Consider the following 23,165-nt stretch of genomic DNA (forward strand, 5'->3'; position numbering starts at 1 on the left):
GAACAGTGACCGGGAGAAGAGGCCGTTCGGCCGTGCTACGTTCGCCGGATGTCTGAATCCGTCGTTCTGGATCCGGTTGATCTGCACATTCTGCGCCTTCTGCAGAACGATGCGCGGACGACGTACCGAGAGCTCGCCGCCGAGGTCGGCGTGGCGCCGTCCACCTGTCTGGACCGTGTGGCACGGCTGCGCCGGTCCGGTGTGATCCTCGGGCACCGGCTGCGGCTCGATCCGGCGCGGCTCGGCCGCGGCCTGGAGGCCCTGCTGCTGGTTCAGGTCCGGCCGCACCGCAGGGAACTCATCGGCCCGTTCGTCGAACGGATCAGGGCGCTGCCGGAGTCCCGGGCGTTCTTCCATCTCACCGGGCCCGACGACTACCTCGTGCACGTGGCCGTCGCGGACCCGACCGACCTCCAGCGCCTGGTGCTGGACGAGTTCACCTCACGCAGGGAGGTGGCACGTGTGGAGACCCGGCTGATCTTCCAGCAGTGGGAGTGCGGCCCGCTGATGCCGCCCACGAGAGGACCGCGCAGTCCGGCGGCCTCGGAGGCGCTTCCCGGCTCCTCCACGCCGTAAGGGATCTTCACCTGGCCGAAGTCCTGTTCCCCGTGACGCGAAGGCCTTCGGCGTACGAGGATGTCCACATGTCAGACACACCGAGCAGCGCACTGCCGCGCCAGGTCGCCGACGCCTATGTCGACGCCTACATCGAACTCGACCCGATCACCGGTACCTATCTCGGTGTCGCGGAAAGCTCCCGCCTCCTGCCCGATTTCTCGCCCGCCGGGCAGGCCGCCATGGCCGAACTCATCCGCAGCACCCTCAGGGAGCTCGACGCCGCGGAGCAGGTGCCGGGGGCGGACGCCGACCAGGAAAGGCGTTGCGCACGGCTGCTCAGGGAGCGCCTGACCGCCGAACTCGCCGTCCATGAGGCCGAGGAGGGGTTGCGGGCCGTTTCCAACATCCACTCCCCGGCGCACAGTCTCCGGGATGTGTTCTCGGCGACGCCTACGGCGACGGACGAGGACTGGGACGCGGTCGTGGAGCGCCTGCGCGCGGTTCCGGCCGCCCTGGAGGGCTATCGCGCCTCGCTCGCACTCGGTCTGGAGCGCAAGCTGTACGGCGGCCCGCGGCCGACCGCGACGTTCATCGCTCAGCTGGGCACCTGGGCGGGCGAGGAGGGCCCGGGCTTCTTCCAGGAGTTCGTGGCCGGGGGGCCCGCGTCCCTGCGCACGGAGCTGGACGAGGCGGCCGGGCAGGCCGCCGCGGGCCTCGTCGCGCTGCGGGACTGGATGAAGGAGGTGTACGCCCCCGCGATCGAGGGCGCCCCCGACACGGTCGGCCGGGAGCGCTACGCCCGCTGGTCACGGCAGTTCAACGGCACGGACCTGGATCTCGACGAGGCGTACGCGTACGGCTGGTCCGAATACCACCGGCTGCTGGACGAGATGAAGGCCGAGGCGGACAAGATCCTGCCCGGCGCGGGTCCTTGGGAGGCGCTCGCCCACCTCGATGTACACGGCAAGCACATCGAGGGCGTGGAGGAGGTCCGCGTCTGGCTCCAGAACCTGATGGACGAGGCCATCGAGGCACTCGACGGCACGCACTTCGAACTCGCCGAGCGCGTACGGAAAGTGGAGTCACGGATCGCTCCCGCGGGAGGCGCCGCGGCTCCGTACTACACCGGGCCCTCGGAGGACTTCTCGCGGCCCGGCCGCACCTGGCTCCCCACCATGGGCGAGACCCGCTTCCCCGTCTACGACCTGGTCTCCACCTGGTACCACGAGGGCGTGCCGGGCCACCACCTTCAGATCGCGCAGTGGACGCACGTGGCCGACAGCCTCTCGCGTTACCAGGCGTCGGTCGGGCAGGTCAGCGCCAACGCCGAGGGCTGGGCGCTGTACGCCGAGCGGCTCATGGACGAGCTGGGGTTCCTCCCCGACGCGGAGCGCCGCCTCGGCTATCTGGACGCGCAGATGATGCGTGCATGCCGGGTGATCGTCGACATCGGCATGCATCTGGAGCTGGAGATCCCTGCGGACTCGCCGTTCCATCCGGGTGAGCGGTGGACTCCTGCCCTGGCCGAGGAGTTCTTCGGCAGCCACAGCGGCCGGCCCGCGGACTTCGTGGAGAGCGAGCTGACCCGCTATCTGTCGATGCCCGGTCAGGCCATCGGCTACAAGCTGGGTGAACGTGCCTGGCTCCTGGGCAGGGAGAACGCCCGGAAGGCACACGGCGACGCGTTCGACCTCAAGGCCTGGCACATGGCCGCCCTGTCGCAGGGGTCGCTCGGCCTGGACGACCTCGTGGACGAGCTGTCCAAGCTCTGATCGCGCGGCGCCGGGGGGCCGGTGCGCGACCACCGGCCCCCGGCCCCTCCCCTCCCGCTCGCTCGCTCGCTCGCCGCCGACAGTCCGAAGAACGGTCCACCCGCATGACTCCGCCCGGTTTCCTGTTCTGCTGCGACCCGCTGCGTCCGCGGCTCCCCGACCCCCAGTTCGCCCAGGAGGCGGCTGCGGCCCGGCGCGCCGGCGCGCAGACCGCCCTCGTGGATCACGACGCACTGCTCGCCGGGGACGCGGAGAGCGCCGTCGGCGGGGTGAGGCGGGACTCGGGGCCGTACTGGTACCGAGGCTGGATGATTCCGCCCGCGCGGTACCCGGAGCTGGAGCGCGCCCTGTCCGCCCGTGGCTGTTCTCTGCTCACCGACGCCTCCGCGTACCGCACAGCTCACGAACTCCCTGGTTGGTACGAGGCGTTCAGCGAGCTCACGCCGCGCAGCGTCTGGCGGGCACTGCCCGCCGGGGAGGCCCTGCCGGACGGCTCCGTCTGGTCGCGCCTCGCCGGGGCTCTCGCTCCCGGCCCCGGCATCGTCAAGGACTTCGTGAAGTCCCGTAAGCACGAATGGCACGAGGCGTGTTTCGTTCCGGAACTGGGGGATGCGGACCGGCTCGCCTCCGTCGTCGGCCGATTCCTCGAACTGCAGGGGGACTTCCTGGCCGGCGGAGTGGTGCTGCGGGCGTACGAGCCGTTCGTGCCGGGCGGCGAGGCACGTGTGTGGTGGGTGGACGGCGAGGCTGTGCGGGTGACGGCTCACCCGGACACGCCGGACCGACTGCCGTCGCCCGGCCTCGACGCCGTCGGCGAGGCCGTGCGCGCTCTCGGCTGCCGGTGGGTGACCACCGACATGGCGCTGCGGGAGGACGGGACGTGGCGGGTGGTGGAGGTCGGTGACGGCCAGGTAAGCGGCCTGCCCGCCGGCGACGACGGCGGCAGCCTGTTCGAAGCCCTCCTCCGGCCCTGACCGTTTCCCGCGTTCCCCGAGCCCGCACCGGGACGGTCCGCGGGACGTGCCGGATCAGCAGCCGCAGTCCTCGGCGCCCACGGGCGCGGTGAGCGCGTCGGCGGCGCGCCGCTCCGGTCCCTCCCAGGTCTCGAAGGCGAACCCCTCGCGCACCCAGTACTCGAATCCGCCGAGCATCTCCTTCACCCGGTAGCCGAGTTCGGCGAGCGCAAGAGCGGCCCGGGTCGCACCGTTGCAGCCCGGCCCCCAGCAGTAGGTGACCACGGGGACGGCCGGGTCGAGAAGTCCGGCGGCCTGCTCGGCGATGAGAGCGGTCGGCAGGTGCACCGCGCCGGGGACGTGGCCCTGGTCCCAGGACGCGGTGGACCGGGAGTCCAGCACGACGAATCCAGGGTCGCCGCCGGCCTCCAGGGCGGCGGCCACATCGGACACGTCCGCGTGGAAGGCGAGCGATGCGCCGAAGTACGCGACGGCGGCCGCCGGGGAGGCGGGTGGTACCCGGAGGACGGAGTTGGCGATGGTGACGTTCTGTGAGGTCATGACCAAAAATCTACGGCCGCCTCGCCCTCTCCGGAAGGCGTGATCCCCGGCACATCGCTTGATGGACAAGGGATTTCCCTGTTGTCTGGCGGCCATGACCGAGTATTCCCCGGACGCCACGGACTGGCGCATCCTCGATGTACTGCAACGCGACGGACGCGTGACGTTCGCGGAACTGGCCCGCGCCGTGGCGATGTCCCCGAGCGCCGTCACGGAGCGGGTGCGCCGGCTCGAGGAACTGGGGGTGATCAGCGGGTACGCCGCAGTGGTCGACCCGGAACGGCTGGGCCTCCCGATCCTCGCCCTCGTACGACTGCGCTACCCGAACGGCAACTACAAGCCGTTCCACGATCTGACGGACACGACGCCCGAGATCGTCGAGGCCCATCATGTGACCGGGGACGACTGCTTCGTGCTCAAGGTGACCGCCAGGTCGATGAGGCATCTGGAGCAGGTCACGGGGAGGATCGGCGCCCTCGGCTCCGTGACCACCAGCATCGTGTACTCCTCGCCTCTCCCGCGCCGGGCGGTCAGCCGCTGAGCGTGCCGACCGCCCGGTGGACCACCGCCGATCCGTGCCGTTCCTTCACCACCTCGAGCTGGGCGGGGATGCGCCGGCGCAGGTCGGCCACGTGGCTGACGATGCCGACACTGCGGTCGCGTTCGCGCAGGGAGTCCAGGACGTCGAGCACCTCGTCGAGCGTCTGGTCGTCGAGGCTGCCGAAGCCCTCGTCGATGAAGAGCGTGTCCAGACGCACTCCGCCCGCCTCGTCCGTCACCACATCGGCGAGGCCGAGGGCCAGGGCGAGCGAGGCGAAGAACGTCTCTCCGCCGGACAGAGTGGCGGTATCGCGCTCCCGGCCCGTCCACGAGTCGACGACGTGCAGGCCGAGCCCCGCCCTGCGGCCCCCGCTGCGCTCGTCGGAGTGGACCAGCGTGTAGCGGCCCGCCGACATGCGCTGGAGGCGGGCCGTCGCCGCGGCGGCCACCTGCTCGAGGCGGGCCGCCAGCACGTACGCCTCGAGCCGCATCTTGCGCTCGTTGTCCGCGGAGGTGCCCGCGGCCAGTCCGGCGAGACGGGCCACCCTCTCGTGCTCCTGGCGCAGCGGCCCCAGAGCGCGCACCTCCTCCTCGGCGAGGCGGGAGAGCCGGCCGAGCTCCGCACCGCGCTCCTGCGCGGCAGCGTGGGCGGCGGCACCGGCGCGCAGCAACTTCGCGGACAGGTCGTACGCCGCCTGCGCCGCGTCAGGTGTCGCGGGCGGACGGCCGGCTGCCGCCCGGGCGTCCTCCTCGGCGAGCCGGTCGGCGACCGTGGCGGCCTCCGTCTGCCAGGCGTCGATCCGGTGCTGCAGCTCCCGCTGCGCGGTGTCGCCGAGGAGCTTCGCGGCGGCGGCCTGCGGGGTGTCGAAGCCGGCCCGGAAGGCGGCGTCGGCAAGCCTGCCGTCGGCCTCCTTGAGCCGTTCGGCGGCGTTCTGCTCGGCACGGAGCGTTTCGGCCGCCTCGGCCAGCAGCCCGGCACGGCGCTCCAGCAGTCCGGCGTGCTCGGCGACGGAGGCACAGTCCCCGCGAGCCTTCACCAACTCGGCTTCCAGGACAGCCTGTTCACGGTCGAGCGCTTCCCGCTGCGAGGTACGGGCAGCCGCACGCCGCTCCGCCTGCTGCCGGTCGTCGAGCCGGCCGAGGTGCTCACGCTCGGCGGCCGCGAGGGCTTCTCTGGCCGCGTGCGCTCCTGCGGCCAGCCGGTGCGCCTCCGCGTGCTCCCGGGTCAGGCGGTCGACGGCGGCCCTGAGGCCGGCCACGGAAGCGGGGGTCCGGTCCGGTCCGGGGGTGCCGGTTCCGGCCTCCGGGCCCGCCGCCTCCGCCCGCGCCGCCGCGAGCCGTTCGCGCAGGACCCCCAGCTCGCTCTCCGCCTCCGCCCGGGCCCGGTCGGCCCGCTGGTGGGCGGCGAGAGCCGCCTCCTCGGTGGCACGGTCCACGTGGCCGGCCTCCGCGCGGGCCGGCTCCGGGTGCTCGGCCGAGCCGCACACCGTGCAGGGCACGCCGTCGACGAGCTGACCGGCCAGTTCCGCCGCGATGCCGCGCAGCCGCTGCTCCCGCAGTGCCAGCCACTTCTCGTGGGCGTCCACCGCCTGCTCACGGGCTGCGGTCAGGGCCGCCGCCGCAGCGCCCTCCTGCACGCCGAGAGCGTCACTCCGGCGCGCCGCCTCCAGCCTCCTGCGCGCGGGCTCGAGCCGGCCGGCCAGCTGTTCCGCGCGGGTCGCGGCATCCTGAGCCGTCTCGATGCGTTCCCTGAGACCCCGGTGGGTGGCGTCCCACCCGCTCAGCCACTCCGCCGTCTCCTGGATCAGTTCGTCGTCGGAGCGGGACTGCCGGTCCAGGCCGGCTCGTTCCGCCTCGATCTCGGCGCTGCGCCGTTCTGCGCGGCGTGCGGCGTCGAGTGCGCCCAGTTCCGCACGGATCCCGCGTTCCCTGCCGGCCAGCTGCTCCAGGCTCGCCTCCGCCAGCTCGGGAGGCAGCCCCGCACGGGTCCGTTCGCGTGCACGGACGGCCGTACGGTGGGCCCGCTCGGCCTCGTCGCGCAGATCGAGCGCCGGGGCGACCAGGTCCGCCTTGCGCGCGCGGGCCAGCTGTTCGTGGCAGCGGTCGCGTTCCGCGCGGCGGTCCTCCAGCCCTGCGGCGCGGCGCCGGGTCTCCGCGTACCGCTGCTGCAACCGGGCACGTTCGCGCTCGGCCTCGAGTGCGTGGCGCGCGGCGGCGCTCCGGCCCTCGGCCTCGGCCAGGACGCACTCGGCGATGTCGAGCCGCTCACGGGCTCCGCTGCGCGCGACGGCGGCCCACTGCAGGACCCCCTCGGCGAGACCGGGCTGCCCGGGCCGCTCCTCGGGCAGCGCCGCCTCCTCGGCCGCGGGCCCGGCCGCCTGCGCGATCCGCTGCGCGAGGGCGAGGATCTGCTCGTCCCCGGCTTTCACCCGGGCCTCGGCCGCACGGCGCAGTTCGGCCAGGCGCTCCTCGACGGCCGCGAAACGGCGGGTGTCGAACAGCCGGCCGAGCAGCTTGCCGCGTGCCTCCGCGTCGGCGCGCAGGAACCGCGCGAAGTCGCCCTGCGGCAGCAGCACCACCTGGCAGAACTGGTCCCGGCTCATCCCCATGAGCCCGCCGATCTCCTCGCCGATCTCCTGGTGGGAGCGGCTGAGCGCCTTCCAGCCCTGCTCGGGGTCGTACTCGCGGAGCCAGCTCTGCGCCTTCTCGGTCGTGAAGCCGCCACCCCTCTTCTTGGGGCGGGGCTGGGCCGGGCGCCTGGTGACCTCCAGCCGCCGCCCGCCGACGGTCAGCTCCAGGCACACCTCGGTCGGCCGGTCCACCGGGGCGTGGTCACTGCGCAGTGAGGTACCGGGGCTCTGCCGCGCGCCGGGCACCGCGCCGTACAGGCCGTAGCAGACCGCGTCGAGTACGGAGGTCTTGCCCGCGCCGGTCGGGCCGTGCAGCAGGAAGATCCCGGCCGAGGACAGCGCGTCGAAGTCGACTTCCTGAGTGGCCCCGAAGGGACCGAACGCGGTGAGGGTGAGCTTGTGGAGCCTCATCGGGACACCTCGTCGATCCCGTCGCCGACCCGTACGTCGTCGAAGACGGCGCGCAGCACCGTCCGCTCCTGAGCACTGGGGCCGCTCCCGCCGCGTACATGGGCCACGAAGTCCTCCGCCACCTGCTGGTCGTCCCGTCCCTGGAGCCGCTGGGCGTACGACGCGAGGGGGTCCTCGGGGGCACGCTCGGGGTCGAAGACCAGGCTGAGGGTGTACGGGAAGCGCTCGAGCAGGCGGGCCATCGGGTCGGCGGGCCGCGCCGGGTCGGTGAGGGTGGCTTCCACCCAGGCACCCCGGTGCCGTTCGAGGCCAGGGTCCTCGAGCAGCGTCCCGAGGGGGCCGCGCAGCCGTGCGAGCGGGCGCGGGACCGGGCAGTCGACGCGTTCGGCGACGAGGTCTCCGCCGGCGCCGAGGTCGATCAGCCACATCGTCTTGCGGTGCGCGTGCTCGGAGAAGGAGTACGCGAGCGGCGACCCCGAGTAGCGCACGCGTTCCGTGACCGTCTGGCAGCCGTGCAGGTGGCCGAGCGCCACGTAGTCGGCGCCGTCGAAGACCCCGGCGGGGACGGCTGCGACGCCGCCGACCGTGATGTCGCGTTCACTGTCGCTGGGTTCACCGCCCGCCACGAACGCGTGGGCGAGCACCACGGACCGGGTGCCGTCCGGCCGGGACGCGAGGTCGGCCCTCACCCGGTCCATGGCCGCCGTGAGGACGGCTTCGTGCCCCGCTTTCGAGGCGCCCAGGCCGTCCTTGACGAGGGCGGGTTCCAGATAGGGCAGTCCGTAGAACGCCACGTCGCCCTGCGTGTCGCGCAGCACGACCGGGGTGGAGCAGTCGCCGGGGTCGGTACGCAGGTGGATCCCGGCACGTGCCATGAGACCCGCGCCGACACCGAGCCTGCGGGCGGAGTCGTGGTTCCCGGAGATCATGACGGTCGGCACCCCGGCGGCGGCGAGCCGGTGCAGCGCGTCGTCGAACAGCTGGACGGCCGACAGAGGCGGTACGGCACGGTCGTAGACGTCGCCCGCCACGACGACCACGTCCACCGAGTGTTCCCGCACCGCCTCGACGAGATGATCCAGGTAGGCGGCCTGGGCGTCGAGCATGGAAACGCGGTGGAAGGACCTGCCCAGGTGCCAGTCCGAGGTGTGCAGGATCCTCACGACATCACTCCGACGGCTACGACACGCATGTTCCACTTCCTCCGCCCCCGGGACCGCACCGGTCCGGCACCCGCCCGCCACGGGAGATCCGTGTCAGGCCCGACCACGCTAATGCCGCGCGGCCCCGGATCCCTCATCCGGTCCGGACGTCCCCGTACGCCTCGCCACCCAGTTCGAGGGTCGCGGAGCCTGCCGTGGCGTCGGCCAGCCACGCGGTGAACCCGTCCACGTCGGCGTCCGGCAGCCCGATGCCGATGGTCACCGCCTCCGCGTAGCTGACGTCACGCACGGCCACGCCGGTGGCCCGCAGATCGTTCTCCAGCTTGCCCGCCCGCTGGTGGTCCACCGTGACGGTGGCGAGACGGAACCGTCGGCGGGTGGTCGTGCCCAGCGCGTCGAGGGCTTCACCGACCGCTCCTCCGTACGCCCGGATCAGTCCGCCCGCGCCGAGCTTGACGCCGCCGAAGTAGCGGGTGACGACGGCGACGGCGTACCGCACGTCCCGGCGCAGGAGCATCTGCAGCATGGGGACGCCGGCGGTTCCGCCGGGCTCCCCGTCGTCACCGGCCTTCTGCACGGCGGCGTCGGCACCGATGACGTAGGCGAAGCAGTTGTGGTTGGCGGTGGGGTGCTCCTTGCGGATGCGCGCGACGAACTCCTGCGCCTCCTGCTCGGTGGCGGCGGGGGCGAGCGCGCAGAGGAAACGCGATCGGCTGACCTCGGTCTCGTGCACGCCCGCGCGGGCGACTGTCCGGTACTGCTCCTGCATCGGTCCACCCTATGCGCCGGTCCGCCCGGCACCCTCACCCTCCCGTGGGGAATGGTCCGGCGTGACCGTCCGTTGTCCGGGCATGTACGCAGACGATGAGACGGTTCGCAGGATCCTCCAGGACACGGGCGACACCTGGGCGGTGGTCGGCCTGTCCGGCAACCGCGCCCGCGCGGCCTACGGGGTCGCGGAGGTCCTCAAGCGCTTCGGCAAGAGGGTGGTGCCCGTCCACCCCAAGGCGGAGCCGGTCCACGGCGAACAGGGATACGCCTCGCTGGCGGACATACCCTTCCCCGTCGATGTGGTGGATGTCTTCGTCAACAGCGAGCTGGCGGGCGGCGTGGCCGACGAGGCGGTGGCGGCCGGCGCGAAGGCGGTCTGGTTCCAGCTCGGTGTGATCGACGAGGAGGCGTACGAGCGCACGCGTGAGGCGGGCCTCGCCATGGTGATGGACCGCTGCCCGGCGATCGAGATACCCCGCCTGGGCCTTCGCCGCTGACCCGGGCTCCGGCGCCCGGCGTCCCCACGGCCCCGCCCGCGCGATGACGCGGCTCCGTCGGGAACACCGGCCCGGCGCCCCAGGCGTGGTGTCGCGAAGAGTCCCGGCGCGGGAGAATGCGGCCTGTGACACAGCCTCCCCTCCTCGGCGGTGAACGCGCCGCCGCCCAGCTGTACGAGCTCGGCGTACGGCAGGGTGGTGTGGTGCTGGTGCACGCATCGATGCGTTCCGTGGGCGGGGACGCCCGGAGCATGGCCGACGCGCTGCGCCGGGCTCTGGGGCCGCAGGGCACGCTGGTCGTCCCGGCCTTCACTCCGGAGAATTCCGACACCTCGCGCTCCTTCCTGGACCGTGTGCGCGGCCTGAGTGACGAGGCACGCGCCGAGGTGCGTGCCTCGATGCCGGCGTTCGACCCGGCGGCCTCTCCCGCACCCACGATGGGGGCGCTCGCCGAAGTGGTGCGGCTGACTCCCGGCGCGCTGCGCAGCACCCACCCGCAGACCTCGTTCGCCGCGCTCGGCCCTGCGGCGGCCCAGCTGCTCGCGGGGCACCGCCAGGACTGCCACCTGGGCGAGGCGTCCCCCCTGGCCCGGCTGTACGAGGCCGACGCACAGGTCCTGCTGCTGGGCACGGGCTTCGGCAGCTGCACCGCCTTCCACCTCGCGGAGTACCGCCGCCCCGCCCCGCCCCGGCGCCTCTACCGCTGCGTGGTGGCGTCGGAGGGCGGAGGAGGAGGGTGGTGGGAGTACGAGGACATCGTCCTGGACGACAGCGACTTCGCCGCTCTGGGTGACGACTTCGTCCACGCTCGGGCCGGGAGGGTGGGCACCGGCCGGGTGGGCACCGCCCGGAGCCACCTGTTCCCTCTCCGCACAGCCGTGGACTTCGCCACGGGATGGCTCAAGGGCCGTCGCAGCCGGATGAGTTGACCGTTCCTCCCTTGCACGTGTCGGGCCCTCTCAACGCGGCGCAGGACGTCGCCGTCGTGGACCGCATCGGCTACCGCGTCGAGTTCGCCCTGCCCGACGCCGGGAGGCGGCCTGCGGGATCCGAGAGGTGGGCGAGCCGGGAGGAGACGGTGCGGCTGATCACCTCGCGCGGGCTCACGGACGGCACGGATTTCGATCTCGTCCGGATGGGGCCGGGCCTGCCTCTGCCCAGCCGGAACCTCCTCATCGGCCGGCTGACGGAAGCGGCGACGAGAGGCCGGCGGGATACTGGTCAGGGTGCGCGTCACGGACCGGGTGGGCGACGTCCACGAACGCACCATCAACCTGCTCAAGGGGGCCGTCCGGGCGCCTCCGCACCCGAACCCTCCCCTGGTCTGACGCCCTGAGGGGCCACTTCGGACACCGGGCGCCCTCCGGCACCGAGGCCCTCCGGTACGCCCGCGTCCGGCAGGGCGGCCCGGCGCCCCGCACGGCACGGTCAGCCGGCAGGCCACCCGATCGGCCGCCACCGCGTTCGCGACGGGCGGGGCGAGCAGGCCGTCCAGCCGGTCGGGGCGGCCGGTGAGGCCTCACCACTCACCCAGGGGGGGTATCGCCGCTCACCCCCAGGGATGCGCGCATGCCGCTCACGCCAACAGCCCGCACCAACCGCTCACTTGCTCTCACGGCGGACGACCGGGGGAATGGAGACCGCCATGGTCAGATCGGCCGGCTCGGAGCCGTCGTTGCGGTAACTGTGCGGCACATGGGCCTCGAACGTGGCGGAGGTGCCGGCGGGCACCACGTGGACCTCACCGTCGACGATCAGGGTCAGCTCACCTGCCGTGACGTGGAGGAGCTCCACCGTCCCCTCGGGATGGGGGTCGGAAGCGCTGCCGTCGCCGGGCATCAGATGCCAGGACCAGAGCTCGATCGGCCCCCGGGCCTCGGTGCCCACCAGGAGCGTGGTCGAGCTGCCGGCCTCCGTCGACCACATGCGCACCGCCTGGCTCTCCGGCACCAGCCGCACCTGGGATCCCTGCTCGTAGTCGAGCAGTGTGGTGATGCTGACGCCGAGCGCGTCGGCGAGCTTGACGGTGGTGCCGACGCTCGGGTTCGTGCGTGCCTGCTCGATCTGGATGATCATGCCACGGCTGACCCCCGCTCGGGCCGCGAGAGCGTCCAGGGTGAAGCCGCGCTCGCCTCGCCAGCGCTTGAGATTGCGAGCGAGCGACTGGGTGAGCTGATCGAGGTCAGACACATTCCGTCCAATATTCTGTATGACAGAGTTGAAAATAGTGCACTACGGTGTGGCGTACCCACCGACCACGGCACTGTACTGCGAGGCGCCCGATGACAGCACTGTTCGCCCTGGCCACAAGCCTGCTGTGGGGGTTGGCCGATTTCGGCGGCGGACTGCTCACCCGGCGCGCCCCGGCGCTCACCGTGGTGGTCGTGTCGCAGTGCATCGCCGCCGTCGTCCTGGGGGTGGTGGTGATCGCGACCGGCGCGTGGAGCGAGGCCGGGGGCCGGCTCTGGTTCGCGGTCGCGGCGGGGGCCGTCGGCCCTGTGGCGATGCTGAGCTTCTACAAGGCCCTGGCACTCGGCCCGATGGGCGTGGTCTCCCCGCTCGGCTCCCTCGGGGTGGCGGTCCCGGTGGCAGTGGGCCTGCTCGTCGGGGAGCGGCCAGGACTGCTGCAGGTCGCCGGAGTGGTCGTCGCCGTCGCGGGGGTCGTCCTGGCCGGGGGGCCTCAGCTGCGTGGCGCACCGGTGCAACGCCAGGCGGTCCTGCTGACCCTGCTGGCCGCGTTCGGATTCGGAGCGGTCATGGCACTGATCGCGGAGGCGTCCACGACCGTGACCGGACTCTTCCTCGCCCTGTTCGTCCAGCGGATGACGAACATCGCGGTCGGCGGAACGGCCCTGTACGTCTCCGTGCGCCGCGGCGGCCGCGCGCTGCCGGAGGAAGGCGGAATCGGCGTCGTACGGGCGGCTCTGCCGGCCCTGGCCTTCGTCGGGCTCGCCGATGTCGCGGCCAACGGCACGTACTCCATCGCCGCTCAGCACGGCCCGGTCACCGTGGCCGCCGTCCTGGCCTCCCTGTATCCGGTGGTGACGGCGCTGGCGGCGCGGAGCGTTCTGGGTGAGCGGATGCGCGGTGTGCAGGCGGCGGGGGCGGGCCTGGCGCTGCTCGGAACGGTCCTGCTGGCGACCGGCTGAAGCAGCACGTACAGGACGGACCCCGGTCCGGCACAGGCGGGCGCCGCTCCACGGCCCGGCCCGACCCGTCGGCCAGAAGCTCAGGCCCTGTCGTCCGGGTCCTCCACCAGCAGCGCCGCAGCGGCCAGCTGCTCGGGCGTGACCCCTTCGGGGATCGGCACCGGTGCGGGGGTACGCAGCGGTGGCTGCCAGCCCTTCTCCGGATCCCAGCTCCGCACCACCCGGGCCGGCGCCCCCGCGACCACCGCGTGGTCCGGCACCTCTCCCCGCACGACGGCTCCCGCCGCGACCACCACGTTGCGGCCGAGCCTGGCTCCCGGCAGGATCACCGCTCCGGTGCCGATCCAGCACCCCGGCCCGATCACGACGGGCTCCATGCGCGGCCACTGCTTGCCGACCGGCTCGTGCGGATCGTCGTAACTGTGGTTGGTGGAGGTGATGTAGACGTACGGACCGCAGTACGTGTCCGAGCCGATCGCCACCGAGGTGTCGGCGATGACATGGCTGCCCCGGCCCAGCACCACGCCGTCCCCCAGGGAGAGGATGGGTTCGGATCCGAGATCCAGATCGGGCATCAGACCGGCCGTGAGCGTCACCTGTTCACCGATGATGCAGTGGTCGCCCAGCTCGATCCACGGCTCCCCGAAAACCGTGCCCTGCGGGAAGGCGAGGCGGGTACCCGTTCCGATACGGCCGAAGCGGAGCCGTCCGGGGTGCTGCGCGGTGACCGCTCCCGATTCCTGCGCCCATGCCCAGACACGGTGAACGGCGCGGGATGTGACGGCACGCCGCCGGAGGGCCAGGGAGGAGAACAAGTTCCGGATCTTCGGCACCCGCCCAAGGTAGTCCTCCCGGCGGGAGCCGATCCGCGCGACCAGCTGTGATGTTCACCCCACCGGCCCAGGTCACCGGGGCCGTCCATTACGGTTCGTGCGGAGCAAGGGGCGCCGAGCGCCACACCCCACCGGAGGAGCAGGCGATGACAGAACGGGCTTTGGTCACCGGCGTCGGCGGGAAGGAGCCGGACGTCGATCCGGACGCCTTCCTCGCACCGACCTCCGTCGTCATCGGCGAGGTGTCGATGGCCGCGGGCTCCAGTGTCTGGTACCACGCCGTACTGCGGGGCGACGGCGGCCCCATCTCCCTCGGACCCGACAGCAACATCCAGGACAACTGCAGCGTGCACACCGACCCCGGCTTCCCGCTGACGGTGGGCGCCAGGGTCTCGGTCGGTCACAACGCCGTGCTGCACGGCTGCGTCATCGAGGACGACGTCCTGGTCGGCATGGGCGCCACCGTACTCAACGGCGCACACATCGGGGCGGGTTCACTGATCGCGGCCCAGGCACTCGTGCCGCAGGGGATGCGGGTTCCGCCGGGGTCCCTCGTCGCCGGCGTACCCGCCAAGGTCAAGCGCGAGCTGACCGCCGAGGAGCGCGAGGGCATCGCCTTCAACGCTGCCGGCTACGTGGAGCTGGCGAAGGCCCACCGCGCAGCGCACCAGCGGGACTGACTCTCACACGGCCCGCCCGGACAGGGCGGACCCGGCCGGGCCCGGGCAGCGCCACGTCAGTCGGTCGCGGGGACCACGTCCCGCTCGGGTACCGCCACCGGGCGGTCGGCCTGGCCCGCGGCCTTCTTGGCGCGGTTCTTCAGCACCAGCATCGAGATCACACCGATCAGGACGGCCGCCAGCAGCCCCAGCCACGAGAAGCGCTTGAGCCACGCCTCGGCGACGACTCCCACCGAGTAGATGACGGCGGTGGTGCCGCCGGCCCAGACGATCCCGCCGAGTACGTTGGCGATCAGGAACTTCCAGTACGGCATACGCAGGACACCGGCCAGCGGGCCCGCGAAGATCCGCAGCAGTGCGACGAAGCGGCCGAAGAAGACCGCCCATACGCCCCACTTCTCGAACGAGCGCTCCGCGAGGGCGATCTGGGGCTCCCCGAAGTGCTTGGGGAACTTCCCACCCAGCCGGGCGAGCAGGGGGCGGCCTCCCTTGCGGCCGATGGCGTAGCCGATCGAGTCACCGATGATCGCCCCCGCCGACGCGCAGGCGCCCAGCACCACGGGGTCGATGTCGCCGTGCTGGGAGGCGAGGAGCGCCGAACTCACGAGGATGATCTCGCCGGGCAGCGGAATGCCCAGGCTCTCGAGTCCGATGACGACCCCCACCAGGAGGTAGATGCTGACCGCGGGGACGGTCTCGAGCCACTCCTGGACGTGCAACGCGGGTCCTTCCCGTAAGAGATCTGCGGTCGTGCACCACGGGTGGTGCACGGCGGGCAGCCTACCGGGCCGGACGGCCGGAACGGCCTCCGCGGCCCGTCGGCCGGGGCGCGCGGTGCCGGGCGGCGGTCAGCGGTTCGGACGCAGCGTCCAGACCACGCTCATCTCGCTGGTGACGGCACCGTCGGCGCGCCGGATCTCGACGCTGACGGGGAACTCCGGGCGCTTCCCCTCGTCCAGCTCGGCGACGACCTCGGCCGCGGGGCGGCCCAGCGCCGCGGTCGCGGTGAGGGCACCCATGGCCACCTTCTTGAAGGCCATCTCCGTGGTGACGGGCAGCGGAACGGCCCGGGTCATCTGGTCGCCGAACGCGGCGACGACGACAGCGCCGCTCGCCGACTCGGCGAGCGTGAACATCGCTCCGGCGTGAGGGCCGCCGAGGTGGTTGTGGTATTCGGCGCGGTCCGGGAGTGAGAGGACGGCGCGCTCCGCGGTCGTCTCCAGGTACTCGATCCCGAGGGTCCGGACCATCGGGACGCTCGCGGACAGGATGTCGCCGACTGTCATCTCTTCAGTGCTCATGGCGATTATGTTACTAACGAGTAGCACTCTTTGACCATCCCCTCACAGGGGCGCCCGTAGCAGAGGGCTCCCCACCCCTCTATGGTTACTGGCCATGTGGCCAGGACAGCAGCCGCCCGGGGGCGAGCAGAACCCGCAGGACCAGAACCAGAACCCGTACCAGCAGCCGGGGTACCAACAGCCGAATCCCTACCAGCAGCCGGGATATCAGCAGCAGGGTCACCCAGGGCAGCAGCCGGGGTACCCGCAGCCCAACCCGTACCAGCAGCCCACCGTGCCGCAGTACGCCGTACCGGGCGGACCCGGCGGCCCGCAGCCGGACGACAGGAAGAAGACGACCCTCGTCGCCGTCCTGGCGGCCACCGCTGTCGTCGTCGCGGCGGTCGTCACCGGTGTCGTCGTCATGAACAAGGACGACGACAAGGGCTCGGAGGTGGCCGGCGGCAAGGCGTCCACGTCACCGTCCGCGAAGCCGTCCGACGCCACGTCCTCCCCCGCGGAGAACCCGCGGGGCGGTGAGGAGGCGGCACCCACGATTCCGGGCTGGAAGGTCGTGACCAATCCCAAGTGGGGCACGCAGTTCGACGTGCCCGGCGACTGGGAGGTCTCGGGTACCGGCGTGATCTCGGGATTCGAGGACGTGAAGGACCCCACCGGCCCGCCGGCGGTCGGCTTCTCCGCGCCCGCGCACTACAAGAGCAAGTGGTGCGTCGACGACACGGACAAGGACGGCACCAAGGAGGACACCGGCCTGGCCGGTGTCGGCACCAAGGGCGGCCAGGGAGCCAAGAGCACGGACGAGGCGGCCAGGAACGAGGCCGCGAACTGGGTCTGGGCCGCCTATGCGCAGGAGGACCCGAAGGAGAAGGTCAAGATCGGTAAGGCCGAGCCGTACACGACGAAGTCGGGCCTTTCCGGCAGCGTCGTCACGGCGACCGCCACCGGGCTGGCCAACAAGAACAAGTGCGACACCGACGGCAAGTCGACCGCCTTCAGCTTCAAGAACGCGAAGGGCGAGTACTCGTCCTGGATCCTCCACGCCAGCGCCGGTGTCGACGACGAACTCCCGGACGCCACCATCCAGAAGATCCTCAGCACGGTACGTCTGGCGGAAGGCGCGGAGACGGCGTCCTGACCCTCCGGCGCACAGACCGGGTCCCTCCATTTGGCGGGAAGGGGCCGGGGCGGGGATAGTCCCCTGGTGACTTCCGCCGCTCCCTCCCCCTCCCCCGCCCTCCGCCCCGTGCCGGCGGGCCGCAACTTCGGTCTGCTGACCGCCGCCGCGATCATCACGAGCCTGGGCACCAACGGCGCACTGATCGCGGCGGCGTTCGCGGTTCTGGAGTCGGGCGGCGACGGCGGCGACGTCGGCCTCGTGGCCGCAGCGCGTACGGCGCCGCTGGTGCTCTTCCTGCTGATCGGCGGTGCGGTCGCGGACCGGCTGCCTCGTCACAGGGTGATGGTGGCCGCGAACACGCTCAACTGCGTCTCACAGGCGGCGTTCGCCTGGCTGGTGCTGACCGGCGACGCCGAACTGTGGCACATGATGCTGCTGACGGCGCTCTGCGGAACCGGGCAGGCCTTCTTCGGCCCGGCCGCCGAGGGCATGCTGCTGTCCAGCGTGAGTGCTGAACAGGCGGCCCGGGCCTTCGCCTTCTTCCGGATGTCCATGCACGGTGCCGCCATCGGTGGCGCGGCCCTCGGCGGTGCCATGATCGCGGCCATGGACCCGGGATGGGTGCTCGCGGTCGACGCGGCGGCGTTCGCCATGGCCGGTGGCCTGCGGGCCTTCCTGAACGTGAGCCACATCCCCCCGCGCGCACCGGGTGGCGGACTGCTCGCCGACCTTCGCGAGGGCTGGAAGGAGGTCGCCGGGCGCCCCTGGCTCTGGGCCGTCGTGCTGCAGTTCTCCGTGGTCGTGGCGGTCGTCGGGGCCGCCGAGGCGGTGTACGGGCCGCTGGTGGCGCGGGACCAGCTCGGTGGCGCCCGCCCCTGGGGGTTCGCTCTCGCCGCGTTCGGGGTCGGCACCGTAGGCGGGGCGCTGCTGATGATGCGGTGGAAACCCCGGCGGCTGCTGCTGGCCGGGACGCTCTGCGTGTTCCCCCTCGCCCTGCCGTCCGCGGCGCTCGCCATCCCGCTGCCGGTGGCCGGCCTCTGCGCGGTGATGTTCGTGACGGGGGTCGCCATCGAGGTGTTCGGGGTCTCCTGGATGACGGCCCTTCACCAGGAGATCCCCGAGGAGAAGCTGTCCCGCGTCGCGGCGTACGACTGGTTCGGCTCGGTCGCGATGGTGCCGCTGGCCACGGCGGCAGCCGGCCCGGTGGAGACGCTCGTCGGCCGCAGCGAGGCCCTGTGGGGCTGTGCCGCACTGATCGTGCTGGTGACGGCGGGCGTGCTGCTCGTTCCGGACGTCCGGAACCTGACGCGCCGCAGCTCGGTCAGGAAGATCAGCGTTCCGGAGCATTCGTCCAGCGGGTCAGCCGATGCTGAAGGCTCCGTCGGGAGGCTCGGGTGAGGCCACGGCCTCACTGTCCCGCACCGGCCTCGCATCGCCGATGAGCCGGGTGAGCGCCGCTCCGTGTTCGACCCGCGCGGGGAACGCGTCGGCGGCGCACAGCCTGGTGAGCGGCGCGATGTCGAGCGGGGCGCGCGAGGCGAGCAGCACCGCGTTGCCGAAGCGCCGGCCGCGCAGGACGGCCGGCTCGGCGATGAGGGCGAGCTCGTCGAACACCTCGGCGAAGTTGGCCAGTTGCGAGCGCAGGAAGGTGAAGGGCGCACTGTCGGCCAGATTGGCCGCGTAGACGCCGTCCGTCCGCAGGACCCGCCCGGCGGCCCGCGCGTACTCGACGGAGGTGAGGTGCGCCGGCACCCGCGCGCCGCCGAAGACATCGGCGATCAGGAGATCGGCGCAACCCGCCGGTGCCTCGTCGAGCCATACCCGGGCATCGGTGCCGTGCACGGTGATTCCGGCCCCCTCGGGCAGCGGCAGGTACTCCCCGACCAGCTCGACGAGCCCTCGGTCCGCCTCGGCCACGTCCTGGCCGGAGCCTGGCCGGGTCGCCGCGACGTAGCGGGGCAGCGTGAGCGCGCCGCCGCCGAGATGCACCGCGGCCAGCGGATCCCCCGGGGCGCCGGCCAGGTCCACGACGTGGCCGAGCCGTCGCACGTACTCGAATTCCAGGTGCTCCGGCTCGTCGAGATCGACGTACGACTGCGGGGCGCCGTCGACCGTGAGCAGCCAGGCCCGGTCCCGGTCCACGTCGGGCAGCAGCCTGGCGGTGCCGCAGTCGGTGTCGCGGATCACGGGTATCGGCTCGTTCACGCCCCCATTGTGCCGGGCGCCGGGCCCCGTCCCCGCCGGGTCAGCCGTTCCACACCGCGGCGACCGCTTCGGTGTGGGCGGCGGACTGGGCGAGGCCGGCCCGGGCCGCCGCGGCCCGGCGTGCGGGATCCAGCGAGTTGCGGCCGATGGCCCTCCGGGTGCCGGCGTCCGGAGTGATCACCTCGACGCGGGCGCCCGCGGCCTCCAGTTCGGCGGCCTGCGCGCGGGGCGAGACGATCACCTTGTTGCCACTGGCGGTGGGCGCGATCACGACGACGCGTTCGTAGCCGGCAGCGAGGTGCGCGTTGGCCGGGGAGTGCACGCCCCCGTCGATCCAGGTCCCCCCTCCGGCACTGACCACGGGCCAGACCAGCGGGATCGCGCAGCTGGCCGTGACGGCGTCGGCGAGCGTGACCGAGCCCGTGCTGTCGAAGGTGTGCAGCGCGCCGGTGGACGCGTCCACGGCGGTGACCAGCAGGTGCCGTCCGGGCCATTCGGACGACGGAAGGCGGCTCGCGATCATCTCCCGCCGTTCGTCCGCGGCCGCGCCGGGCCGGCTGTCCCGGGCCAGGGCGCCCAGCCTCCGGCCGTACTCCTCGGGCGTCCGGGAGGAGAGCACCGCTCTCGCGTAACGCAGGACGGTGACGGGGCCGAGCCTGCCGGCCGCCTTCTCGTTCTCCGGGGCGGCGAGCTGCCGCTCGTAGAGATCACCGATGCCGGCGGGTCCGAACGCGAGCTGCGCCCCGGCGATGGCACCCGCCGAGCTCCCGACGATCAGATCGGCGGTGGAGAGGTCGACGCCCGCCTTGGCGAGCCCGTGCAGGATGCCGCTTTCCCAGGCGGTGCCGGTGACGCCTCCGGCACCCAGTACGAGTGCTGTGTCTGCCATGCGCCCCAGTCTGCCCCAGAAGACGCGGCCCACCCTCCCGGGGTCGGGAAGGCGGGCCGCACACGTGCCCTCAGAGGAGGGCGGTGACCGTACCGGCGCCGACCGTCCGGCCGCCCTCGCGGATGGCGAAGCCGAGGCCGGACTCCAGCGGGACGTCACGTCCCAGCTCGACGGTCATGGTGACCGTGTCACCGGGCCGCGCCACCGCCGCCTCGCCGAGGTCGACATCTCCGACGACGTCCGCCGTACGGATGTAGAACTGCGGCCGGTATCCGGTGGTGACCGGTGTGGTCCGGCCCCCTTCCCGGGCCGACAGGACGTACACCTGAGCGGTGAACCGCCTGCTCGGTGTCACGCTGCCGGGCGCCGCCACCACATGCCCGCGGCGGACCCGGTCGCGCTCGACCCCGCGCAGCAGCAGCGCGACGTTGTCGCCGGCCTCCGCGGACTCCATCGGCTTCCCGAAGGTCTCCAGGCCGGTGACGACGGTCTCGACGTCCGCGCCGAGCACCGACACGCGGTCCCCGACGCGCACGGTGCCGCGCTCCACGGCTCCGGTGACGACGGTGCCGCGGCCCGTGATGGTGAGCACGTTCTCCACGGACAGGAGGAACGGCGCGTCGGTGTAGCGCACCGGCATCGGTACGTACGTGTCGACGGCGTCCAGCAGCCCCTCGACGGCCGCGGTCCAGCGTGGGTCGCCCTGCAGCGCGCCGAGCCCCGAGACCCGCACGACGGGCACGGTGTCCCCGCCGTAACCGTGCGCGGAGAGCAGCTCGCGGACCTCCAGCTCGACCAGGTCGGTGAGCTCGGGGTCGCCCGCGTCGGCCTTGTTGAGGGCGACGACGATGTGGTCGACGCCGACCTGACGGGCCAGCAGGACGTGCTCCGCGGTCTGCGGCATGATGCCGTCGAGCGCGGACACCACGAGGATCGCCCCGTCGAGCTGGGCCGCTCCGGTGACCATGTTCTTGATGTAGTCGGCGTGTCCGGGCATGTCGACGTGCGCGTAGTGCCGGGTGTCGGTCTCGTACTCGACGTGCGAGATGTTGATGGTGATGCCGCGCTGCGCCTCCTCGGGGGCCCGGTCGATCCGGTCGAACGGCACGAACGTGCCGGTCCCGCGGTCGCTGAGCACCTTGGTGATGGCGGCGGTCAGAGTGGTCTTGCCGTGGTCGACGTGGCCCATGGTGCCGATGTTGAGGTGCGGCTTGGTGCGCACGTATGCCGTCTTGGGCATGGCTCGATCCTTGGATTTCGAAGCTGAAGAGAGAAGACCCCAGGGCCCCGCCGACCCTCCCCTCACGGGGTCCGCCGGACTGTCGGGGGAGGGTCAGCTTCGGGCGCCGCCGAAGGGCGCCGCGGCAGCGGTGGACGCTGCGTCAGTTGCTGCTGCGACCGCTGCTGTGCACGCGGTCGCGGGGCTCACGGCAGCCTTCGGCGTGTCCGCGACTGCGGACTGCGCTGCGAGGAAGGCGTACCGGAACATGCCCCTGATCATGGCGGAGCGGCACGGCGGCGTCGAATGGTTTTCGCGCGGGCCCGCCGACCCGGCTCAGCCGATGTTCTTGAGCGCCTCGCGCACCGAGAGCGGCGAGAGGCGGTCCCGCGCGCCGCCGACGAAGTCGCGTACGGCCTCCGGGTCCGTCCTGGCGTATTCGCGCAGGCACCAGCCGATCGCCTTGCGGACGAAGAAGTCGGGGTGCTCCGCGCGGAGCAGGCAGTAGCCGAACAGCCGCTTCGTGTCGGTCCTTTCCTTGTACCGCAGTTGGTGGAGCAGCGCCGTACGGGTGACCCAGACGCTGTCGTCCTCGATCCAGCGGTCCATCGCGACACGGAGCCCCTGATCGACCGCCACGAGAGGCCCCGCGACGTGCACGGCGAGCAGGTCGACGGTGTCCCACCAGGGCACGGTGTCGACGACATGGCGCAGGACCGGCAGGAATCCGGACGAGCAGCGGGCCACATGGCGGCGCAGGAAATCAGTCGCGAAGTACTGGTACTCGCGCTCCGGCAGAGCCCAGCACCGCAGGGCGACCGCGGTGCAGTCCGCCTCGTCCGGACGTCCGACGCCGTGGAGAACCTCTCGCGAGAGCAGTCGGCGCTGCGGGGTGGCGATACCGAGGAAGGGGGCGATGTTCTTCATGTACGCGGCTGCGCGAGCCGCCCGTTCGGGGTCGGCCGCGGCGGGGTACAGCGTGGTGAGCCGGCCCAGTACGGTGTCGGCGAGGGCACTCTCCGGCACCACGGGGTGCGAGTGTGCCGATGGACTCATGGCGTCCACATTACGACGATCACACAGCGGTTTCGGTTACGCTCCCCAGATGTTCGACCCCGTCCCCGCAACACGGCCCTCCGGCGGCCTCGCAGTGCGCTGTACGAGGGCGCTGCTGTCCCCCTGGTCCCGGTTCTCCCTGCTCGTGGCGGTCCTGCTGGCCGCCGCCGTCACCATGCTGCAGTTCGAACCACAGCGACTGCTGGCCTCCGGCTGGCCACCCCAACTGACTGGTTCCGCCGCGGCGATGCTGTTCGGCCTCGTGTACGGCGTGTGCACGGTGGCCTTCGTGCCACGCCCGCTCCTCAACCTGGCCGCCGGTGCGCTGTTCGGGGCACAGACCGGTCTCGCGGCGGCGCTGGCCGGCACCGTCCTCGGTGCCGGTGTCTCCTTCCTCCTCGGCAGGGTGCTGGGGCAGGACGCACTCCGCACGCTGTTGCGCGGCAAGTACCTCCAGGCGGCCGACGGGCTGCTGAGCCGTCACGGGTTCAGGTCCATGCTGGCGCTGCGGCTCTTCCCCGGGGTGCCGTTCGCCGCGGCCAACTACTGTGCGGCGACCTCCCGCATGGGCTATCCGCCGTTCCTGCTCGCCACCGGGCTCGGCTCGATCCCGAACACCGCCGCGTACGTCATCGCGGGCAGCACGGCTTCCTCCCCGACGTCACCGGTGTTCCTGGCCGCGATGGGCTTCATCGTGCTGTCCGGCGCGGGTGCGGCACTGGTGGCGTGGCGCAGGCGGCATCGGCTGGGCGGGGCGGAAGGCGTCTCGTCGCCGGAGGCGGGCGGCGGGGCGTAGCAAGGGGCAGGCGGAAGTCTGTTCACCTGCAGGCGATACGCTGCGCGCAACCGACAGAGGATGT

23 protein-coding genes are annotated in these 23,165 nt (G+C 72.4%); 11 read left to right on the plus strand and 12 right to left on the minus strand.

The genetic code is table 11. The annotated features are described in order from the left end of the window. The first annotated feature begins 48 nt into the window (after positions 1 to 48). The 3 genes from OO67_RS17045 to OO67_RS17055 all read left to right on the plus strand — a co-directional run bounded on the left by OO67_RS17045 (position 49) and on the right by OO67_RS17055 (position 3,304). Entirely contained in the window at positions 49 to 576 is a 528-nt protein-coding gene (locus tag OO67_RS17045) for an Lrp/AsnC family transcriptional regulator (RefSeq protein ID WP_033301114.1), read from the plus strand. Between the two features lie 68 nt (positions 577 to 644). Then, positions 645 to 2,330: a DUF885 domain-containing protein gene (locus OO67_RS17050; protein ID WP_033301115.1), complete on the plus strand. Its 1,686-nt coding sequence runs from the start codon at positions 645 to 647 to the stop codon at positions 2,328 to 2,330. Positions 2,331 to 2,434: 104 nt separating this feature from the next. Then, on the plus strand, positions 2,435 to 3,304 hold the full coding sequence (locus OO67_RS17055; protein WP_033301116.1) for an ATP-grasp domain-containing protein: 870 nt from the start codon (positions 2,435 to 2,437) through the stop codon (positions 3,302 to 3,304). Between the two features lie 54 nt (positions 3,305 to 3,358). Here OO67_RS17055 and OO67_RS17060 read toward each other — a convergent pair whose 3' ends face one another. Continuing rightward, complete coding sequence (locus OO67_RS17060; protein ID WP_033301119.1) at positions 3,359 to 3,844, minus strand: rhodanese-like domain-containing protein; 486 nt, start codon at positions 3,842 to 3,844, stop codon at positions 3,359 to 3,361. A 94-nt stretch (positions 3,845 to 3,938) separates the two neighbouring features. On the opposite strand from OO67_RS17060, the gene OO67_RS17065 reads away from it, so the two are divergent. Then, positions 3,939 to 4,385, plus strand: coding sequence for an Lrp/AsnC family transcriptional regulator (locus OO67_RS17065; protein ID WP_033301122.1), 447 nt, complete (start codon positions 3,939 to 3,941; stop codon positions 4,383 to 4,385). On the opposite strand, the gene OO67_RS17070 is transcribed toward OO67_RS17065, so the two are convergent. The 3 genes from OO67_RS17070 to OO67_RS17080 all read right to left on the minus strand — a co-directional run bounded on the left by OO67_RS17070 (position 4,375) and on the right by OO67_RS17080 (position 9,357). After that, on the minus strand, positions 4,375 to 7,425 hold the full coding sequence (locus OO67_RS17070; protein WP_033301124.1) for an AAA family ATPase: 3,051 nt from the start codon (positions 7,423 to 7,425) through the stop codon (positions 4,375 to 4,377). The genes OO67_RS17065 and OO67_RS17070 overlap by 11 nt on opposite strands. Beyond that, the gene (locus OO67_RS17075) at positions 7,422 to 8,588 is read right to left on the minus strand and encodes an exonuclease SbcCD subunit D (protein ID WP_033301126.1); all 1,167 of its coding nucleotides are present in this window, start codon (positions 8,586 to 8,588) and stop codon (positions 7,422 to 7,424) included. The genes OO67_RS17070 and OO67_RS17075 overlap by 4 nt, the downstream gene beginning before the upstream one ends. Before the next feature lie 133 nt (positions 8,589 to 8,721). Next, positions 8,722 to 9,357, minus strand: coding sequence for a YigZ family protein (locus OO67_RS17080; protein ID WP_033301128.1), 636 nt, complete (start codon positions 9,355 to 9,357; stop codon positions 8,722 to 8,724). A gap of 82 nt (positions 9,358 to 9,439) precedes the next feature. On the opposite strand from OO67_RS17080, the gene OO67_RS17085 reads away from it, so the two are divergent. Together OO67_RS17085 and OO67_RS17090 are read left to right on the plus strand one after the other, a co-directional pair. Next, on the plus strand, positions 9,440 to 9,856 hold the full coding sequence (locus OO67_RS17085; RefSeq protein WP_033301130.1) for a CoA-binding protein: 417 nt from the start codon (positions 9,440 to 9,442) through the stop codon (positions 9,854 to 9,856). A 116-nt stretch (positions 9,857 to 9,972) separates the two neighbouring features. Then, complete coding sequence (locus OO67_RS17090; protein WP_033301132.1) at positions 9,973 to 10,785, plus strand: AAC(3) family N-acetyltransferase; 813 nt, start codon at positions 9,973 to 9,975, stop codon at positions 10,783 to 10,785. Between the two features lie 673 nt (positions 10,786 to 11,458). Here OO67_RS17090 and OO67_RS17095 read toward each other — a convergent pair. Beyond that, a complete protein-coding gene (locus OO67_RS17095) occupies positions 11,459 to 12,046 on the minus strand; it encodes a helix-turn-helix domain-containing protein (RefSeq protein ID WP_033301133.1) in 588 nt (195 codons plus the stop codon). A gap of 92 nt (positions 12,047 to 12,138) precedes the next feature. On the opposite strand from OO67_RS17095, the gene OO67_RS17100 reads away from it, so the two are divergent. Continuing rightward, positions 12,139 to 13,005 carry an EamA family transporter gene (locus OO67_RS17100; protein ID WP_033301135.1) on the plus strand — a complete coding sequence of 289 codons (867 nt, stop codon included), beginning with the start codon at positions 12,139 to 12,141 and terminating at the stop codon, positions 13,003 to 13,005. 80 nt (positions 13,006 to 13,085) lie between these two features. Here the strand turns inward: OO67_RS17100 and OO67_RS17105 are convergent, their stop codons facing one another. Then, positions 13,086 to 13,838: an acyltransferase gene (locus OO67_RS17105; RefSeq protein ID WP_033301136.1), complete on the minus strand. Its 753-nt coding sequence runs from the start codon at positions 13,836 to 13,838 to the stop codon at positions 13,086 to 13,088. Positions 13,839 to 13,984: 146 nt separating this feature from the next. On the opposite strand from OO67_RS17105, the gene OO67_RS17110 reads away from it, so the two are divergent. Beyond that, positions 13,985 to 14,518, plus strand: coding sequence for a gamma carbonic anhydrase family protein (locus OO67_RS17110; RefSeq protein ID WP_033301137.1), 534 nt, complete (start codon positions 13,985 to 13,987; stop codon positions 14,516 to 14,518). 56 nt (positions 14,519 to 14,574) lie between these two features. On the opposite strand, the gene OO67_RS17115 is transcribed toward OO67_RS17110, so the two are convergent. Further along, positions 14,575 to 15,237 (minus strand): DedA family protein, encoded by a 663-nt coding sequence (locus tag OO67_RS17115; protein WP_033301140.1) that lies wholly within the window; start codon positions 15,235 to 15,237, stop codon positions 14,575 to 14,577. A gap of 129 nt (positions 15,238 to 15,366) precedes the next feature. Beyond that, positions 15,367 to 15,804 carry a DUF4442 domain-containing protein gene (locus OO67_RS17120; RefSeq protein WP_033301142.1) on the minus strand — a complete coding sequence of 146 codons (438 nt, stop codon included), beginning with the start codon at positions 15,802 to 15,804 and terminating at the stop codon, positions 15,367 to 15,369. Between the two features lie 109 nt (positions 15,805 to 15,913). On the opposite strand from OO67_RS17120, the gene OO67_RS17125 reads away from it, so the two are divergent. Then, on the plus strand, positions 15,914 to 16,954 hold the full coding sequence (locus tag OO67_RS17125) for a DUF8017 domain-containing protein (protein ID WP_033301144.1): 1,041 nt from the start codon (positions 15,914 to 15,916) through the stop codon (positions 16,952 to 16,954). A 66-nt stretch (positions 16,955 to 17,020) separates the two neighbouring features. Beyond that, entirely contained in the window at positions 17,021 to 18,334 is a 1,314-nt protein-coding gene (locus tag OO67_RS17130; RefSeq protein ID WP_033301146.1) for an MFS transporter, read from the plus strand. Here OO67_RS17130 and OO67_RS17135 read toward each other — a convergent pair. The 4 genes from OO67_RS17135 to OO67_RS17150 all read right to left on the minus strand — a co-directional run bounded on the left by OO67_RS17135 (position 18,296) and on the right by OO67_RS17150 (position 22,305). Further along, positions 18,296 to 19,141 (minus strand): spermidine synthase, encoded by an 846-nt coding sequence (locus OO67_RS17135; RefSeq protein WP_033301149.1) that lies wholly within the window; start codon positions 19,139 to 19,141, stop codon positions 18,296 to 18,298. The genes OO67_RS17130 and OO67_RS17135 overlap by 39 nt on opposite strands. 40 nt (positions 19,142 to 19,181) lie before the next feature. Beyond that, positions 19,182 to 20,030, minus strand: a complete 849-nt coding sequence (locus OO67_RS17140) for a patatin-like phospholipase family protein (RefSeq protein WP_033301151.1) — start codon at positions 20,028 to 20,030, stop codon at positions 19,182 to 19,184. A 70-nt stretch (positions 20,031 to 20,100) separates the two neighbouring features. Then, positions 20,101 to 21,270, minus strand: a complete 1,170-nt coding sequence (tuf, locus tag OO67_RS17145; protein WP_033301154.1) for an elongation factor Tu — start codon at positions 21,268 to 21,270, stop codon at positions 20,101 to 20,103. Between the two features lie 315 nt (positions 21,271 to 21,585). Further along, entirely contained in the window at positions 21,586 to 22,305 is a 720-nt protein-coding gene (locus OO67_RS17150; protein ID WP_033301319.1) for a DNA alkylation repair protein, read from the minus strand. A 49-nt stretch (positions 22,306 to 22,354) separates the two neighbouring features. Here OO67_RS17150 and OO67_RS17155 point away from each other — a divergent pair, with 49 nt between their 5' ends. Beyond that, entirely contained in the window at positions 22,355 to 23,101 is a 747-nt protein-coding gene (locus OO67_RS17155; RefSeq protein ID WP_033301156.1) for a TVP38/TMEM64 family protein, read from the plus strand. Positions 23,102 to 23,165 lie beyond the last annotated feature (64 nt).

The organism is Streptomyces atroolivaceus, assembly GCF_000717025.1.
Taxonomy (GTDB): domain Bacteria; phylum Actinomycetota; class Actinomycetes; order Streptomycetales; family Streptomycetaceae; genus Streptomyces; species Streptomyces atroolivaceus.

Excerpts from the sequence above, each read along its gene's own strand:
- OO67_RS17155 (WP_033301156.1), top strand. The coding sequence starts at position 22,355 with ATGTTCGACCCCGTCCCCGCAACACGGCCCTCCGGCGGCCTCGCAGTG.
- OO67_RS17055 (WP_033301116.1), top strand. The coding sequence starts at position 2,435 with ATGACTCCGCCCGGTTTCCTGTTCTGCTGCGACCCGCTGCGTCCGCGG.
- OO67_RS17060 (WP_033301119.1), bottom strand. The coding sequence starts at position 3,844 with ATGACCTCACAGAACGTCACCATCGCCAACTCCGTCCTCCGGGTACCA.
- OO67_RS17140 (WP_033301151.1), bottom strand. The coding sequence starts at position 20,030 with ATGGCAGACACAGCACTCGTACTGGGTGCCGGAGGCGTCACCGGCACC.
- OO67_RS17085 (WP_033301130.1), top strand. The coding sequence starts at position 9,440 with ATGTACGCAGACGATGAGACGGTTCGCAGGATCCTCCAGGACACGGGC.
- OO67_RS17110 (WP_033301137.1), top strand. The coding sequence starts at position 13,985 with ATGACAGAACGGGCTTTGGTCACCGGCGTCGGCGGGAAGGAGCCGGAC.
- OO67_RS17045 (WP_033301114.1), top strand. The coding sequence starts at position 49 with ATGTCTGAATCCGTCGTTCTGGATCCGGTTGATCTGCACATTCTGCGC.
- OO67_RS17070 (WP_033301124.1), bottom strand. The coding sequence starts at position 7,425 with ATGAGGCTCCACAAGCTCACCCTCACCGCGTTCGGTCCCTTCGGGGCC.
- OO67_RS17125 (WP_033301144.1), top strand. The coding sequence starts at position 15,914 with ATGTGGCCAGGACAGCAGCCGCCCGGGGGCGAGCAGAACCCGCAGGAC.
- OO67_RS17100 (WP_033301135.1), top strand. The coding sequence starts at position 12,139 with ATGACAGCACTGTTCGCCCTGGCCACAAGCCTGCTGTGGGGGTTGGCC.
- OO67_RS17050 (WP_033301115.1), top strand. The coding sequence starts at position 645 with ATGTCAGACACACCGAGCAGCGCACTGCCGCGCCAGGTCGCCGACGCC.
- OO67_RS17090 (WP_033301132.1), top strand. The coding sequence starts at position 9,973 with ATGCGGCCTGTGACACAGCCTCCCCTCCTCGGCGGTGAACGCGCCGCC.
- OO67_RS17065 (WP_033301122.1), top strand. The coding sequence starts at position 3,939 with ATGACCGAGTATTCCCCGGACGCCACGGACTGGCGCATCCTCGATGTA.
- OO67_RS17150 (WP_033301319.1), bottom strand. The coding sequence starts at position 22,305 with ATGAGTCCATCGGCACACTCGCACCCCGTGGTGCCGGAGAGTGCCCTC.
- tuf (WP_033301154.1), bottom strand. The coding sequence starts at position 21,270 with ATGCCCAAGACGGCATACGTGCGCACCAAGCCGCACCTCAACATCGGC.
- OO67_RS17080 (WP_033301128.1), bottom strand. The coding sequence starts at position 9,357 with ATGCAGGAGCAGTACCGGACAGTCGCCCGCGCGGGCGTGCACGAGACC.
- OO67_RS17120 (WP_033301142.1), bottom strand. The coding sequence starts at position 15,804 with ATGACAGTCGGCGACATCCTGTCCGCGAGCGTCCCGATGGTCCGGACC.